The organism is Vibrio sp. R15-SG3-ISO1A, from assembly GCF_059833955.1.
In genome coordinates this window covers 1-16,453 of the sequence record NZ_JCBDGH010000080.1, presented here as the reverse complement: position 1 = coordinate 16,453, position 16,453 = coordinate 1, and the positions used below count along the sequence as shown (strand labels likewise).

The window sequence follows — 16,453 nt, the reverse complement described above, 5'->3', positions numbered from 1 at the left end:
TTAAGGGGTGAAATAGGAAAAGTGTTGCGAGTTATAAATGAGTAAACTCACGACGTTTTTTTGCATGTTTCGCAGATTGGCTAATACTTAAGAGAATTCTTATAGAGGGAACTTCATGAGTCGACGCCGCTATTCACTGTCCATCCACATTACGAGTCTGTTTTTGGTGTTGACCACGCTCGTGGGCGCGGTACTTATCGGTATCAGCTACAAGCACTCTCAAGACTTGTTAACCGAGAGCGCCAAGGAGCTCAGCAGTGAAAATGGCGCCAAATTGGAGACCACCTTCCAAAATCGCGCAGGGCCTATCCTGACCACGTTAGATTTCATGTCGATGAGTGAAGTGATTGAGTCGGCCGACGCACCGGTTGACCAAACCCGCTTCATCGCATCCCTCGCGATCATCTTTCAGCGCAACCCAGAATTGGTCGCCTTGTATTACGCCAGTGAACAGGGAGATCTCAATGTCCTTCGCCCACTTCGCACCATCGCGGACCGTGAGCGTTTTGATGCCCCTGATAAAGCAACATTGATGATTAACTCGATGGCCGTTAGCGGTAAAAACGATGTCCATTTCTTAAATGGTCGCCATGTGCTGATCCAATCGATTGAAAACAATGACAACGATTTTGATCCTCGAGTGAGACCTTGGTTTGTCAACGCAAGCTCAGACGGTGATATTCGCTTAACGGAACCCTATTTTTTTTACTTTCTCAAAACCAGTGGCGTGACGTTGTCACGAAGATCGCCCGACGGCCAATTTGTTGTTGGCGCGGATTTCACTCTAGACTCCCTCTCTCAACAAGTCAGCACCATGGGGTATTCTGAACAAACACGCCTGCTGTTACTCGATAGCCAATTCAATGTCTTAGCGCACCACCAATTAGAAGTAACGTTGCCCGAACTAAGCGACTCCGTCACTCAATCTGATATCAACGGCGTACTGGAACAGAGTGTGTTTGCGCCAGTTCTGGGCCGTGTGTCATCGCAAATCATCTATGAGGCGCTCGAAAACGGCGGTATTGATTGGTCCGTGACCTTAACTCCCGTCGAGTTAAACAACCAGACGCGACTGCTGCTTGCCGAAGCCATCCCACAACATGATATTCTCGCTTCGCTGCTTTCGATGCGAGACAGACAAGTACAAGTGGCAATCTTTATGCTGATTGTCAGTTTTGTGGTCATCTGGCTCGTGTCTAAACGCATTACCAATCCATTATTGACGCTGGTCACTTTGACTAGCAACATCGCACGCTTCGACTTTAAAAAGACCCGCTACCCTAAGAGTGTGATCAAAGAGGTATCCAATCTCACCAAATCCATTGAGCTGATGGAACATACTCTGCATGACTTACTTCGTCTACTGCGTGAAACGGCCAGTAACCGAGATTTTTCCTTGCTGGCAAAGACCATTACTCACCAAAGCTATATGGTCACCAAAGCGGAAACCATCGTGCTCTACACACTGGACAACAAGGACGCTTCCTTCTCGATTGCCGCCAATCACGCGATTATCCCGTTCAAAGTCGATATCAACGAGTTCCTATCTAACACCCCCTGGATGCAGAAAGACTTAGAGAAAGGCGAAATTATCCATCTAACCCGTGGGGACAACGCCATCGCAAAGTACAGCGAATCACTGTTTAACACCGATATCTATTTCTTCCCAATGCACAACAAAAACAAGAAATTGGTCGGCATTTTGTTGTTGGGGTACGAACGCCCCATCCCCCCTGAACAGAGTGATAAACATGCGTTTTTAAAAGAGCTGTTAAGCTTTGCCGAAATTGCCAAAGAAAACATCACGCAGATGGAGCAACAAAAAGAGATGCTCAATGCGTTTGTCGCCCTGATTGCATCGGCTATCGATACAAAGTCGCCTTATACAGGCGGACACTGTCAGCGCATCCCGACACTGGCAAACTTGTTGACCAAAGTGGCAGACAAAGACAAACGCTATTTTGCCGATTTTTCAATGGGCAAAGATCAATGGGAAGCGCTGAATCTCGCCGCTTGGTTGCATGATTGTGGCAAAGTGACCACGCCAGAATATGTGGTCGATAAAGCCACCAAGCTCGAAACCATCTATGACCGTATCCATGAAGTGAGAATGCGTTTTGAGCTATTGAAAGTGCAGGCTGAAGTTGACTGCTTGCAATCGATTCTCGATGGTGAGGAGAAAGAAAAGGCAGAACAAATATTGGCTCAGCGCCACCAGCAGTTGGATGACGATTTCTACTTCGTCGCAGAGTGCAACTTAGGTGGAGAATCCATGACCGACGAAGCCATTGAACGCTTGGAGCAGATCGCGCAAATCGAATGGGTACGTACCTTAGATGATCAAGCCGGTACCTCCTGGATAGAACGCGAACGCGCGGGAGATCCTACGCCACTGCCCATCAAAGAGAAACTGCTCGCCGATAAGCCCGTACATAAGGTGGGCTGGGGGGTGGGTGTCAACCCGAAAGATCAGTGGGCACAAGCGTTCATTCTTGATCCCGGCGAGCTCAAATACAATCGTGGCGAGCTATTCAACTTATCCATTCGCCGAGGTACGCTCAACGATGAAGAGCGCTTCATCATCAACGATCACATCATACAAACCATCACTATGCTGAACCGTCTGCCCTACCCAGAACACTTGCAACAAGTGCCTGAAATTGCCGGTGGACACCATGAGCGAATGGACGGTAAAGGCTATCCACTTGGCTTGACGGGCGAGCAGCTCTCCGTGCCTGCTCGGGTAATGGCAATTGCCGATGTCTTCGAGGCGTTGACCTCATCCGACCGACCTTATAAAAAAGGCAAAACGCTGGACGAGTCGATCAATATCATGACCTCGATGGCCACCAGCGGTCATATCGATCCTAAGCTTTATCTGCTGTTTTTAGAGCACCAGATCGATCAAGAATACGCCAGCGCCTACCTACACCCTTCACAAATCAGTGAGTTTGATCGTGAGGCGCATATTCAGAAGGTGAAAGCCTACATCAAAGCGTCTCTCTGATAGGGCACGGTGTACTTCACTACAAAATGAGATCTGGCACGACGAATCATTACCTACAAAACGCAGTTTTGAAGCAGGAACTCCAATATAGGTCTACGCTAGAGCTATATAAGGTATTGTATTTAAGCGGATAAATTGAATGAAGAAACGCCGATATTCTCTGACCATTCACATCACCAGTCTCTTTTTGGCACTGACGTCAATCGCTGCGGTCATCCTGGTGTTCACCAGTTACCAACATTCACAAGGGCTGCTCAACAAGAGCGCCGAAGAGCTGTCCAACGAAAACAGCGCAAAGCTCGAAATCACATTTGAAAGTGCCACTGCACCGATTTTTACTTCGTTAGATTTTATTGCCAATGGCGATAGCCTCAATCGAGGTATGGCGTTGCACCAAAATCGCGGCTTGATTGCCTCTCTGGTGACGACGTTCGAGAAAAACCCTGAGATGGTGGGGATGTACTATGCCAGTCAAGAGGGTGATATGAACGTCATCCGCCTTTTTAAGGACGCAGCAGACGCAGAGCGCTTTGGCGCACCAAGCCATGCGAAAGTGATGGTTCACGAGATGGGTGTCGATGGAAAAAACAACCTCTACTTCCTTGATTCATCCCTCAAGATACTGACTGAGCGTCTTAAACAGGATAACCAATTTGATCCACGCGTTCGTCCTTGGTTTAAAAACACCCGCCAAGATGGCGCGATTCAGTTGACTGAGCCGTACTTTTTCTATGAACTCAAAACCACCGGTGTGACGCTTTCAAGGCGATCCGCTAATGGCCAGTTTGTCATCGGTGCCGACTTTACCCTAGATTCACTGTCGCGAAAGTTGCATTCAATGGCGCTCTCTGAACATACTAAACTCATACTATTTGATCGAAAGTTCAACGTGCTTGCTCATCACAATCTCGGTACCGTATTCCCAGAACAATCCAGCCGGTACGAGGAGGTTCACGACACTATCCGAGAAACCGTGTTTGACCCAATATTCAACCGCTTCTCCGATGGCGTGGTGTATAAAACAGTAGAGAGTGAGGGCCTTGAATGGTCGATAACACTTGTCCCTGTAATGCTTAATAAAGACATCAAACTTCGATTAGCGGAAGCGACCCCGCACGATGACCTGCTAGGTTCATTGATTTCGATGCGAGACAAGCAAATTCAAGTGGCGATCATGATGCTGGTCATGAGCCTGTGTATCATCTGGTTTGTCTCGCAAAAAATTTCGACACCACTCAAAACGCTCATTACCCTGACCAGTAATATCACCCGTTTTGAGTTTAAAAAAACGCGCTATCCCTCCAGCATCATCAAAGAGGTCTCGAACTTAACGGCCTCTATCCAATTGATGGAGCACACGCTACATGACATGTTGACCTTACTGCGTGACACGGCCAGTAACCGAGATTTCGCGCTTCTATCAAAAACTCTGTGTAAACAGAGCTATCAGCTGACTAAAGCCGAAAGCGTTGTGCTCTTTACCAGTAAAAGTAACAGTGAAGACGATTTCGAACTGGCAACCAGCACATCCATCATCCCGTTTAAATTGGAGATCAACGCCTTTATTCATGCGATTGACGGGCTAAAAGCCAAGCTAGATCAAGGCCAGATCGTCCACTTACAGCGCCACCAAGCAGCGCTGCAGGGCATCGCCAATCGTCTCTACACTTCGGACATTTATCTATTCCCCATTCACAACAAAAATAAAAAACTGGTCGGGCTGTTACTGCTCGGTTATGAACGACGCATCACCGCCGAGCAGAGCGACAAACACGCCTTCTTAAAAGAACTGCTCAGCTTTGCTGAAATTGCCAAAGAGAACATCACCCAAATTGAGCAGCAAAAGGAGATGCTTAATGGCTTTATCTCTCTAATTGCCTCTGCGATTGATACCAAATCCCCTTACACGGGCAGTCACTGCCAACGTATCCCTGAGCTGGCGAATGTCCTGACGAAGGTGGCCCACAACGACGGCCGCTATTTCCCTGAATTTAAGATGGAAGACGACCAATGGGAGGCGCTTCATCTCGCGGCTTGGCTGCACGATTGTGGGAAAGTCACCACCCCGGAATATGTGGTCGATAAAGCGACAAAACTGGAAACCATTTACGATCGCATCCACGAGATTCGCATGCGCTTTGAGCTGCTCAAATCCGACGCCAAGACCGAATATTGGCGAAGCATTGCAAACGGCGCTGAGATTGCCGAGGCACAAGCGCAGTTAGAGCGGACCCATCGCGAGCTTGATGAAGACTTTGAGTTTGTCGCACAGTGCAATTTAGGCAGTGAGTTTATGACCGACGACGCGGTCGCGAGGCTAGAGCGCATCGCCGATAAGGAGTGGACTCGCACGCTCGATGACCAATTGGGTATCTCTTGGATTGAGAAAGATCGCGCGGGCCCTAGAACGCCACTGCCCACCAAAGAAAAACTGCTCGCAGACAAGCAAGTACACAAAGTGAGTTGGGGTGAAGGCGTCAATCCAAAGCAGCATTGGTCAAAAGACTTTGTCCTTGAGCCTGGGGAGCTGAAGTTTAATCAGGGTGAGCTGTATAACTTGTCTATCAAGCGCGGCACCTTGAATGACGACGAGCGCTTTTTGATTAACGATCACGTGATTCAAACCATCAACATGCTCAATCGCCTCCCCTATCCCGATCATTTGAAACAGGTGCCAGAGATTGCCGGGGGACACCACGAGAGAATGGATGGCAAAGGTTACCCATTGGGGCTTAAGGGAGAGGAGTTGTCGATTCCGGCCCGCGTGATGGCCATTGCGGACGTATTCGAAGCGCTCACCTCCTCAGACAGACCTTACAAAAAAGGCAAAACACTTGATGAGTCGATCAAGATCATGACATCGATGGCGACTAGCGGGCATATTGACCCGCAGCTGTACTTGCTGTTTTTGGAGCACGAAGTGGACCAGTACTACGCAAATCACTACCTTCCTGCCTCGCAACATAGCGAGTTTGACAGAAAGGGGCACATTCAAAAAGTCAAAGCGTACCTTAGCGAACTCGCTTAGCGGGATCGCGCGCGCTTGGGGCAGTTATCGCAATAGCTGCCGCTTTCGCATTTGTAGACCTGGCAGCAACTGATGCGATGCATATTCAGCGCTCCATCATCATCCAAATAGAGTTGCTGCGCCGCTCTAGGGCGTAATTGAAACGCCGCCAACCATAACTCAGCGTGTGTTTTGGCTTCCTCCAAGGTTAAAGTCAGCTCAAAATGTGACAATTTAACCAGACAGTTGAGCAGTGCATCACTCATCAGCGATTGGGTAAACCCCGGTCTAATTCGGGTAAATGACTCAATCTCTTGGCGGTAAACCTCAAACAACGCCGACAAGGCGCGTCCCGTAAGCTCAATCAATTTAGGTAACTCGCCATGTTGATGCGCTTGGGTCTCAAATGAAAATCCCGCGACCCAATGACCATCAACGGTTTGTGCCATCGAGTCAAACCTAGGTACCCCTCGACACGCGTAGACGGCAACAAATGCCACAAACATTGGCTGCCAACACACCAAATCCCAGGTTCGGGTTATCCAGTAGCCATTTCCAGCGCTTGTGTGTTGCTCACTCAGCCTTTGATATAGCGCACTGAGCAGACGTCGATTCTGCTCTGTTTGTTGGGGCAACAGTTGCTCGCTTTCAGGCACACTCACCTTGCCATCTAACAAGGGCGTGACGTGTTTGCAGTTCTCAAAAAGCGCATGGAAAAAGGGATCGAGCGATTCAATATCCACCGCGCTGCTGCCTAAGGCATTCAATTTTGCATTCATCTCTTGGTTCAAAAGCAGCCCAATTGGGCTGCTTAGTACTGTTAAATTTAACTCACCGTTAGCCAGAACGTGGAATAACTCGGTCAGAACTCGTAATTCACATTGAGTTCAATCGAGCGCTCTTCACCGTACCAGCAGTTCGCGTCGTCATAGCAGGTGTAACTCTCTTCATCAAAGAGGTTGTTCACAACTAGATTGGCCACGGCGCCGTTAAGTGACTCACTCATTGCGCCAAGATCATACCCCAAAGAGAGATCCACCAAGGTATAAGCGGGTACTTTTTCGCCGGTGTTATACGCATCTCTTTGCATCGCACCGACATAACGAACACCCCCGCCAACACGCGCGCCGGCCAACGGGCCATCGTACAAATAGTAATTTGTCCATAGATTGGCCGTGTGCTCTGGCACGTAAATCGGCGTCGTTCCCACTAAGGCACTGTCGACATCCTCTGTCACTTCCATATCCATGTAGGTGTAGCCCGCATTAAGATCCCAAGCGCTTGTGACCAACCAGCGGCCTTCTAGCTCAAGGCCCTGAGAACGCACTTCTCCTAGCTGAATCTTCGCGCGGTAGCTAGGGTCATTAGGGTCATAAGAGACCGCATCTTGCTTAGTAATGTGGAAGTAAGACGCCGTCATGCTCTGCGCGCCATCGTGTGATTGGTACTTAACCCCGACCTCAACTTGCTCACCGAGCTGAGGTTCAAGCGCATTACCGTCGATGTCTGTGCCTGAGGCAGGCTCAAAACTGGTTGCAAAACTCGCAAACGGGGAAAGGCCATTGTCAAACTCATACAACGCCCCAACGCGATAAGAAAATTGGTGGTGGTCAGCCGTATCGACGGTGTCGCTCCCAGTGGTGCTGGTTTTGCGGTCACTCGATTCGAAGCGATCATAGCGTCCACCCGCCAGCAGTACCCAATCGCCCAATCGAACTTGGTCTTGAAGGTAGAAGCCCAGTTGTTCGGTCTCAATCTTGTGGGTTTCGTCATACACCTCTGTCAACGCGTTTCTGTCTAACAGCGCGTTGTTGGGGCGAAAAACATTGAATCCATAGAACTCGGCGTTTGCAGCGTATTCACGATAGACGGAGTCCCCTTTGAGTTTGAGGTAATCGATGCCAAACAGCAGGTTGTGCTGAGCCTGCCCGACCGTCACTAAGCCAGACAATTGGTTGTCAATCACAAATGACTGCGATGATTCGTCCGTATCGTAAATGTTTCGGCTCATAGCGCCAGTGGACGCATCGAAACTCGTGGCTCTGTGGTAGGTATTTTCCTGATATAGGGAGGCATCGGCGTAGCGTGCGTTTTGTAGGAAGGTCCATTGATGGTTAATGTCGTGATTGACTTTATAACCGAGCATAAACACTTCACGCTCAAACTGACTCCAATTGACATCGCCTGCCGAGGTGGACGGTGACGTTGAACCGTTGGCGTTGCTGTCAATCATTCCCGACGCGGGCAGCGCTGAGTTGATCCCCATGTTCGGATCTTTTTGGTAGTACAAGTTGAGGTTAATTAACGTCCGCTCGCTAGCTTGCCAATCAATCGACGGTGCAATCACGTAGCGCTCTTCCTCTGCATTATCGACTTGACTGTCTCGTTTACGAGCAAGGGCCACCAAGCGATAAGAGACATCACTCTCACCGATTTGACCCGTCGTATCGAGCGAGGTTTCCATCAGATTTCTGGTTCCTGTCGCGACACTCAAACGCGTTTGGCTCTGCTGCTGCGGCGATTTAGCAATCATATTCACCATCCCGCCCGGCGGCATGGAACCGTACAACACAGAGGTAGGGCCTTTGAAAATCTCCACCTGTTGCAGTGCAATAGGATCGATTTGTGGTTGCAAGTTCCATCCCGTTAAATAAGGGAGCTTAAGCCCATCATAATAGCTCTCACTGTTTGCAAAACCACGAATCGAGAAGGTGTCGTACATAGTGACCGACGCCCCTTTTTTCTCTGTGACGACGCCAGGGGCGTATCGGAGCGCCTGATTCAAGGATTTGACACCGCGTTGCTCCAACTGCTCTGATTCAATCGTGGTGATCCCTTGCGGGGTTTCCTCTGGTTCTAACGCCGTTTTAGTAGCCGTGTTACGATACGCTTCGCCCAGAACGGTGATGGTGTCCATCGTTGAAGCGTCTCCGCCTTCGGCAGCGTAAAGGGGCGAAGAAAAGGCTGAAATGAGCGCCAACGTCAATGTCGAGCGCTGAAAGTGAGTGATAGATTGCATATTGTCCTCAATTACCCATGCTTTATCTTAATAAGAATTAATATCATTTGCATTCTAAATTTTTTAATTGGGTAAAAGTTAACAATTTGGTGCAAAGTCACCGACTTTTGTTTGGCAGTGTTTTATTCGCTGCGAGCGCGCAATTCAGTCGGAGGAGGGAAAAGAGAAAAAGGAGTGGAAGTCAGCGGACTGCGCCTTATCGCAACTCGATTGGCAACCAATACTCCATTTCTGCACTTGGCGATTCAGAGTAATAGTGAGCTGGATACACTTCCAGTTCAAAGCCATCAACGCCGCGGTAGTTTGAGCTAGGTAACCAATTGAGAATAAACCACTCTAGGGTGTCCGGTAGCCCACGAATCGGACCTTTATGTGTGACCACCGCATAAGTTTGAGCCGGAACTGACAGAGTACTCAACATAGATGAGTGCGCCCTATCTGGAATTTGCCGTGCATCGCAAAGCTCAATTCCTGCCCAATACGTGAGTGGCGTAGCATCAAATTGAGCGTGCTGAGTATCGACCACCCCTACCCTCTGCCATTGGTCAGTGGAGTCTGGCAGCGCCTGTTCAAACTGCTGCCACAACAGTGGAACTTGCGTGGCGAAGTTGGGCTGAGGTGAAAACAACCCATTGATGTAACCGTGACTACCACTAACAAAAAATGCGGGCTTAGATTCGACTCGAATATGGACAAACGCAGCCTGATTGCCAAGCCGATACGCTGTATCTCTGTCCGAGGAAAACTGAAGAGGCTTTCTTAACCCTGTGCGTTGCCCTGCCTGCCGATACGCTCTTGGACTGACTCCAAACTTGTGTTTAAACGCGCGGCTAAAGCTGACTTCCGAGCCAAAACCGAGCGCATAGCCGATATCAATGACCTTATCCTCGCCATCGAGCAAACGTTCAGCCGCTTCGCTGAGCTTTAGCTCTCGCACATAATTGGCCACTGTCGTGCCCGTCTCGTTTTGAAAAACGCGTTGCAACTGCCAACGTGACCAGCAACTCTGCTGAGCCAATTCATCCAGCGTCATCGGATCTTCGATGTGGTGGTGAATGTAATCCAACACCTTACTGATCCGCTGAAATACGGCCATCGATTTATCTTGTTTGCTGTCGTTGCTCATCGCTCATCTTTATCAATGCGTGGGTCGCGAAGTGTCTCACATTCTATGAGCGCTGCAAATATGTGCTCTAGCTCGCCCAAATGACCATAGTCAACCTGACTCTTATTCTCATCACCTCTTGGTCCGCTCTGTTTGGTTTTTGCGCAATCGTTTTCGAGCTCATAGCGAACGCCGCCTTACCGGTTACTGTTCTTTTTTCTGCTTATTCAATTATTTAATAAATTAGTCTGACAAATATTAATCGATTGCCTTCTCAATAGTTGATGTATGTCAAATTGTCGTAGACAATACCCTGCCGTTTCAAACGCCTAGAAAGTAAGTGGCACTCCCTATTGTGATGATAGGTAGCACCGATTTTCTATTTATTCGCTGCGCTGATAATTTGGCGCAACAGATTTAAGACCCTTGTTTCTAAAGGAAAGATGATGGTAATACCAGAAAACAGCAGCATCGTGATTTTTGGTGCTTCGGGAGATTTAACATACCGTAAGCTGATCCCCGCGTTATACCACCTGTATGCGAACAAGCAGCTTCCAGAGAACTTTGCCATTTTGGGTGTAAGTCGTACTGAATACAGTGATGAATCGTACCGTGATAAATTGAAGCGCTCTCTACAAGAGATGGAAAAGACGGTTCCTGAGACGCTCGATGCCTTCATCAACCATCTTCATTACCAAGCGATCAATACCTCAGACAGCACCGATTACAGCAAATTGGTCTCTCGTCTGGATGACCTTTCCAATCAGTACCAGTTCGAGCAACGCAATACGCTCTTCTACCTTGCGACACCGCCAAGTTTATACAGTGTCATCCCAGCCAGCCTTGCTGAACATGGGTTGAACAATGAAGAAGACGGCTGGAAACGCTTGATCATCGAAAAGCCATTCGGCTATGACCTAGAGTCTGCGCAAAAGCTGGACAAAGAGATCCACGAGCATTTTCAAGAGCACCAGATTTACCGCATTGACCACTACCTAGGAAAAGAGACGGTACAAAACCTACTGGTGTTCCGCTTCTCTAATGCGATGTTCGAACCCTTGTGGAACCGCAACTTTATTGACTACGTCGAGATCACTGGCGCCGAGTTCCTCGGTGTTGAAGAACGTGGTGGCTATTACGATGGTTCTGGCGCTGTGCGTGATATGTTCCAAAACCACCTGCTGCAAGTGTTAGCGATGGTAGGAATGGAGCCGCCAGCACAAATCAATGCTGATTCCATGCGTGATGAAGTGGTGAAAGTTCTGCAGTGTCTCAAACCGTTAGACGAAGACGCGCTGCGCAATGATTTGGTGTTGGGTCAGTACACAGCATCTGAAGTCCGTGGCCAGCACCTATTGGGTTACCGCGAAGAAAATGGCGTTGCCGACGACTCGCGCACGGAAACCTACATTGGTCTAAAAGCTTACATCAATAACTGGCGCTGGAATGGTGTGCCTTTTTACGTACGTACGGGTAAGCGTCTTCCTACTCGCGTGACTGAAGTGGTCATTCACTTTAAACAGACGCCGCATCCAGTATTTGGTCAAAATGCACCAGAAAACAAACTCATCATTCGAATTCAGCCTGACGAAGGCATTCAGATGAGCTTTGGTCTCAAAGAGCCAGGCGCAGGCTTTAAAGCAAAAGAAGTGAAAATGAACTTCCACTACGCTGACCTACAAGAGACCCAAATGCTGACGGCGTATGAGCGTCTTCTGCTTGATGCCTTAAACGGAGATGCTACTCTATTTGCCCGTAGCGATGCGGTTGAAGCGTGTTGGAAGTACGTTCAACCGATTCTCGACTTCAAACAAGATCCACAAGCACTGTTTGGTTACGCTTGTGGTACTTGGGGGCCAAAAGAGTCTGATGACTTGTTAGCACGAAACAACCGTGCATGGCGCTTCCCATGTAAAAACCTGACAGATACGGACTACTGCGAACTATGATCAATCACAAGATCCACTCAACCGCGCAGCAGGTGGTAGAAAGCCTTGCCAACGATATGAAATCGTACAGCGAGCTTGGCCGACCTGTTCACATTTCACTTTCCGGCGGCAGCACACCTAAGATGCTGTTTAACCTGTTGGCCCAGGCCCCATACGCGGATTTCATCGCTTGGCAAAACCTCCACTTCTGGTGGGGAGACGAACGCTGCGTTGCTCCGGATGACGCGGAAAGCAACTACGGCGAAGCAAACGCCTTGCTATTTAGCAAAGTGAACCTACCTGCTGAAAACATCCACCGTATTCGCGGCGAAAATGACGCCGAGCAGGAAGCGCTGCGCTTTGCCAACGAAATGGCAGAGGTTATCCCATGTGAAAACGGTACGCCCGTGTTTGATTGGATTCTATTGGGCGTTGGTGCCGACGGCCACACTGCCTCTTTATTTCCGGGTCAAACCAACTATATGGATGAGAACTTGTCTGTTGTCGCTTCTCATCCTGAATCTGGCCAACTACGCGTGTCAAAAACCGCTAAAGTGCTAGAAGCAGCAAAACGAATCAGCTACCTCGTTCTTGGCTCAGGTAAAGTTGATATCGTGCACGAAATTCACACCACTCCAGCAAGCGAACTGCCTTATCCAGCGGCGAAAATTCAGTCGAAAGCGGGTGAGACGGAGTGGTACTTAGATTCTGACGCAGCGGCGAAAATCGCATAACGCGGTTGCTCGTCCAACGAGAACATATTGGAGAGAAATAATGAAAGGTGATATCGGTGTTATTGGCCTAGCGGTAATGGGTCAAAACCTTATCCTCAACATGAACGACCACGGCTTTAAAGTGGTGGCTCACAACCGTACTGCTGCGAAAGTAGACGAGTTTCTAGAAGGCCCAGCGAAGGGTACCAACATTATTGGTGCTTACTCACTTGAAGAGTTGGTTGAGAAACTCGAAACGCCACGTAAAGTGATGCTGATGGTTCGTGCTGGTGACGTTGTTGACACTTTCATCGACAACCTAATCCCACTTCTAGACGAAGGTGACATCATCATCGATGGTGGTAACACTAACTACCCAGACACTAACCGCCGCGTAGCGCACTGCCGTGAGCAAGGCATTCACTTCATCGGTACTGGTGTATCTGGCGGTGAAGAAGGCGCACGTTTCGGTCCTTCAATCATGCCTGGTGGCGCTGCGGAAGCTTGGGAGGCGGTTAAGCCTATCTTCCAAGGTATCTCAGCAAAAACTGACGCTGGTGAACCTTGCTGTGATTGGGTTGGTAACGACGGTGCTGGTCACTTCGTTAAGATGGTACACAACGGCATCGAATACGGCGACATGCAGCTTATCACTGAAGCTTACCAGTTCATGAAAGACGGTCTTGGTATGTCTGCTGACGAGATGCAAGCGGTATTTGCAGATTGGAACAAGACTGAGCTCGACAGCTACCTGGTTGAAATCACGGCTGACATTCTTGGCTACAAAGATGAAGACGGTGAGCCTCTCGTTGAGAAGATCCTAGACACAGCAGGCCAAAAAGGTACGGGTAAGTGGACAGGTATCAATGCCCTAGACCTAGGTATTCCACTGACACTTATCTCTGAGTCAGTATTCTCTCGCTGCCTATCTGCACTAAAAGACCAGCGTGTTGAAGCTGAGAAGCTGTTCGGCAAGACAATCACACCGGTTGAAGGCGACAGGCAAGAGTGGGTTGACGCACTTCGTCAAGCGCTACTAGCGTCTAAGATCATCTCTTACGCTCAAGGCTTCATGCTAATGCGCGAAGCATCAAACGAAAACGGCTGGGATCTTAACTACGGAAACGTGGCACTAATGTGGCGTGGTGGTTGTATCATCCGCTCTGCATTCCTAGGCAACATCCGTGATGCGTACGAAGCGAACCCAGACATTGCATTCCTAGGTTCTGACGAGTACTTCAAAAACATCCTACAAAACAGCCTAACAGCATGGCGTAAAGTGGCAGCGAAATCTCTAGAGTCAGGCATCCCAATGCCATGTACGATTTCTGCGCTATCTTTCCTAGACGGTTACACAACGGCTCGTCTACCAGCGAACCTTCTGCAAGCTCAGCGTGATTACTTCGGTGCGCACACTTACGAGCGTATCGACCGTGAGCGTGGTGAGTTCTTCCACACCAACTGGACAGGTACAGGCGGTGATACCGCATCGACCACATACGATGTGTAACCTGTAGCGCAACCATTGAATCGGGCGCGAAAGCGCCCTTTTTTGTTGGCTCATCCCGTTGATAGGTGAGGTTGGGTGATCTCATCCCCTCATCTACGCCTATAATTAAAAAAGTGTGGATGATGTCACACCTTGACCACTCACCTAAATTGGAGTGGCAATATTTACTTAGTAGGGCTCAATTATGACTATTAACAAACACTTTGTATTTGTTCCATCGGATGTTGAACAAGCAAATAACAAGGATAATAGAGTAATTTCTGATAAAGAGACTGAGCGTCAGGCACTAGTAAAACAAGCCCAACAACAAGGCGGGCTACAAGGCTAAAAAATAAGAGCGCCACTCGGCGCTCTTATTTTTTACTCTAACAATCCCAACAACTTCAGCTTACGATAAACGGTATTTCGACTCACACCTAAACTGCGCGCCACTTGGCTGATGTTACCTTTTGACGCTTGATAAGCATTGAGCAATGCGCTATTCACAGCAGTTTGCAAATCTTGTCTCTCGTCATCGCAACTCTCAGACTCAGACACCATTGCATGAGCTAAGTGGCTAGGCAGATGCTCAATACTCAGCCACTCTTCATCCGGATTAAGAAGCGCGGTCACCTTGAGTAGGTTGTCTAACTCTCGTAAATTTCCCGGCCACGAATAACCATCCAGTGTGTCAAGTAGCCTTGCGCTTAGCTGCTGGTTATCCCGCTGGGCATGCTTCTGGTGCAGCGTTTGAATTAACTCACGTCGGTCGTGTCGAGTTCGAAGTGGCGGTAAAGTGATGATTAACCCATTGAGTCGATAGTACAGATCCTGGCGAAACTGCCCTTGCTCAACGAGCTTGGCTAAATCTTGATGGGTAGCGGCGATAATTTGGACATCGACTTTATAACTATCCCCACTGCCAACAGGTGTAACCACCTTGTCTTGCAATACCGTTAACAGGCGGCTTTGAGCTTCATAAGGCATCTCGCCAATTTCATCTAAAAACAGACAGCCTTTGTCCGCTTGCCGAACCTTGCCGATGTAGCCCTTGCTGTTCGCCCCTGTAAAAGCGCCCGACGCGTGACCAAACAGCTCAGACTCGATGAGCTCCTTTGCGAGGGCACCGCAATTTACAGTAACCAAAGGTGCTGAACGCCGAACGCTGCTAGCATGCAACGCTTTGACAAACTCCCCCTTACCCACGCCAGTCTCACCAAGCACTAGCAAGCTGATATCTTTGCCATATAAACGACTCGCTTGCTGCCAAGCCTGCTCAACCAAAGAGTCGCCATAATGAAGTGAAATGTCCGTGTTGAAGCGCTTCCTACGCCGTGTTTGGGGGCCAAGCGCCGTCTGTTGCACAATTAAGCCTTGCTGGCGTTGTGATTGCTCAAGTACTTGCTCAACCGACATGCCAATTAAACCAGAGTGACGTATTAGCTGTGAAGCCACTGGGTTGTGGGCCAAGACCTTACCTCGCTCATCAGCAATCACTATGCCTTGCCAGCCAGAACTGAGGAAGGAAGAGTCTGTAGCTAAGTTGAGTTGCACAGCACCGTCAGGTACAGAGGCTAACAATCGGTTTTCCACCATCTGAACCATATTTTGCACCAGTAACTGCTCGGTGGCATCGTGGGTTTTCTGCTCACTAGTGACATCCAAGATACCAACCAAGGTACCTTGATGATTGAAGAGTGGGCTCGCCGAACAACTGATGAATCGGTGATGTTTGATGTAATGTTGCTCCCCAACGATGGTGAGCGCGCGACGTTCATGGATCGCAGTACCGATGGCGTTGGTTCCCTTAACATGCTCCAACCAACACGAACCTGTGCCGAGTGAAATGGCCGCTAATTTATCGCGAAATTTATCTTGTCCCCAAGTCGCGAGAATCACGCCCTGTGGATCGGTCAAGATCAAACGACTGTCTGTGCGAGCCATCACTTGATTGAACAGAGGAAGCGCACTGGTTTCCACCGCCTCAATGACCTCACGACATTGAAAGCGACGTTCATCCAATTTCGCTTTGCTTAACGTAATGTCTTCTGGCTTCCTCACTTCTCTTAGACCCGCATGGCTACTGCGTGTCCAAGAAGAAGCCAACCAGTCTTGCGTGTTCATCGATCGCAGCTGCATACCTGCTCCAATAGTCAACAATCAGATGTGTCAATTTGGAACAGCT

General features: G+C 49.0%; 10 protein-coding genes. 6 read left to right on the top strand and 4 right to left on the bottom strand.

Annotation, left to right across the window (positions count from 1 at the left end; genetic code table 11):
* Positions 1 to 115: 115 nt before the first annotated feature.
* Both AC6R0L_RS13235 and AC6R0L_RS13230 read left to right on the top strand, forming a co-directional pair.
* On the top strand, positions 116 to 3,007 hold the full coding sequence (locus tag AC6R0L_RS13235; RefSeq protein WP_500629402.1) for an HD domain-containing phosphohydrolase: 2,892 nt from the start codon (positions 116 to 118) through the stop codon (positions 3,005 to 3,007).
* Between the two features lie 139 nt (positions 3,008 to 3,146).
* The gene (locus AC6R0L_RS13230; protein ID WP_500629401.1) at positions 3,147 to 6,035 is read left to right on the top strand and encodes an HD domain-containing phosphohydrolase; all 2,889 of its coding nucleotides are present in this window, start codon (positions 3,147 to 3,149) and stop codon (positions 6,033 to 6,035) included.
* Here the strand turns inward: AC6R0L_RS13230 and AC6R0L_RS13225 are convergent.
* The 3 genes from AC6R0L_RS13225 to AC6R0L_RS13215 form a co-directional block, all read right to left on the bottom strand.
* Positions 6,032 to 6,793, bottom strand: a complete 762-nt coding sequence (locus tag AC6R0L_RS13225; protein ID WP_500629400.1) for a siderophore ferric iron reductase — start codon at positions 6,791 to 6,793, stop codon at positions 6,032 to 6,034. The genes AC6R0L_RS13230 and AC6R0L_RS13225 overlap by 4 nt on opposite strands.
* Before the next feature lie 83 nt (positions 6,794 to 6,876).
* Complete coding sequence (locus AC6R0L_RS13220) at positions 6,877 to 9,033, bottom strand: TonB-dependent siderophore receptor (protein ID WP_500629399.1); 2,157 nt, start codon at positions 9,031 to 9,033, stop codon at positions 6,877 to 6,879.
* Positions 9,034 to 9,229: 196 nt separating this feature from the next.
* Positions 9,230 to 10,159 carry a GyrI-like domain-containing protein gene (locus AC6R0L_RS13215; RefSeq protein ID WP_500629398.1) on the bottom strand — a complete coding sequence of 310 codons (930 nt, stop codon included), beginning with the start codon at positions 10,157 to 10,159 and terminating at the stop codon, positions 9,230 to 9,232.
* 425 nt (positions 10,160 to 10,584) lie between these two features.
* Here AC6R0L_RS13215 and zwf point away from each other — a divergent pair, with 425 nt between their 5' ends.
* The 4 genes from zwf to AC6R0L_RS13195 all read left to right on the top strand — a co-directional run bounded on the left by zwf (position 10,585) and on the right by AC6R0L_RS13195 (position 14,617).
* Entirely contained in the window at positions 10,585 to 12,087 is a 1,503-nt protein-coding gene (zwf, locus tag AC6R0L_RS13210) for a glucose-6-phosphate dehydrogenase (RefSeq protein WP_334552192.1), read from the top strand.
* Positions 12,084 to 12,800 (top strand): 6-phosphogluconolactonase, encoded by a 717-nt coding sequence (pgl, locus tag AC6R0L_RS13205; RefSeq protein ID WP_500629397.1) that lies wholly within the window; start codon positions 12,084 to 12,086, stop codon positions 12,798 to 12,800. Before zwf ends, pgl begins: the two co-directional genes overlap by 4 nt.
* Before the next feature lie 40 nt (positions 12,801 to 12,840).
* Positions 12,841 to 14,289 (top strand): decarboxylating NADP(+)-dependent phosphogluconate dehydrogenase, encoded by a 1,449-nt coding sequence (gene gnd / locus AC6R0L_RS13200; protein WP_500629396.1) that lies wholly within the window; start codon positions 12,841 to 12,843, stop codon positions 14,287 to 14,289.
* Between the two features lie 184 nt (positions 14,290 to 14,473).
* The gene (locus AC6R0L_RS13195) at positions 14,474 to 14,617 is read left to right on the top strand and encodes a hypothetical protein (protein WP_334551638.1); all 144 of its coding nucleotides are present in this window, start codon (positions 14,474 to 14,476) and stop codon (positions 14,615 to 14,617) included.
* A 32-nt stretch (positions 14,618 to 14,649) separates the two neighbouring features.
* Here the strand turns inward: AC6R0L_RS13195 and AC6R0L_RS13190 are convergent, their stop codons facing one another.
* Positions 14,650 to 16,407, bottom strand: a complete 1,758-nt coding sequence (locus tag AC6R0L_RS13190) for a sigma-54-dependent Fis family transcriptional regulator (RefSeq protein WP_500629395.1) — start codon at positions 16,405 to 16,407, stop codon at positions 14,650 to 14,652.
* Positions 16,408 to 16,453: the final 46 nt, after the last annotated feature.

Excerpts from the sequence above, each read along its gene's own strand:
- AC6R0L_RS13235 (WP_500629402.1), top strand. The coding sequence starts at position 116 with ATGAGTCGACGCCGCTATTCACTGTCCATCCACATTACGAGTCTGTTT.
- AC6R0L_RS13230 (WP_500629401.1), top strand. The coding sequence starts at position 3,147 with ATGAAGAAACGCCGATATTCTCTGACCATTCACATCACCAGTCTCTTT.
- AC6R0L_RS13225 (WP_500629400.1), bottom strand. The coding sequence starts at position 6,793 with ATGAATGCAAAATTGAATGCCTTAGGCAGCAGCGCGGTGGATATTGAA.
- AC6R0L_RS13220 (WP_500629399.1), bottom strand. The coding sequence starts at position 9,033 with ATGCAATCTATCACTCACTTTCAGCGCTCGACATTGACGTTGGCGCTC.
- AC6R0L_RS13215 (WP_500629398.1), bottom strand. The coding sequence starts at position 10,159 with ATGAGCAACGACAGCAAACAAGATAAATCGATGGCCGTATTTCAGCGG.
- zwf (WP_334552192.1), top strand. The coding sequence starts at position 10,585 with ATGGTAATACCAGAAAACAGCAGCATCGTGATTTTTGGTGCTTCGGGA.
- pgl (WP_500629397.1), top strand. The coding sequence starts at position 12,084 with ATGATCAATCACAAGATCCACTCAACCGCGCAGCAGGTGGTAGAAAGC.
- gnd (WP_500629396.1), top strand. The coding sequence starts at position 12,841 with ATGAAAGGTGATATCGGTGTTATTGGCCTAGCGGTAATGGGTCAAAAC.
- AC6R0L_RS13195 (WP_334551638.1), top strand. The coding sequence starts at position 14,474 with ATGACTATTAACAAACACTTTGTATTTGTTCCATCGGATGTTGAACAA.
- AC6R0L_RS13190 (WP_500629395.1), bottom strand. The coding sequence starts at position 16,407 with ATGCAGCTGCGATCGATGAACACGCAAGACTGGTTGGCTTCTTCTTGG.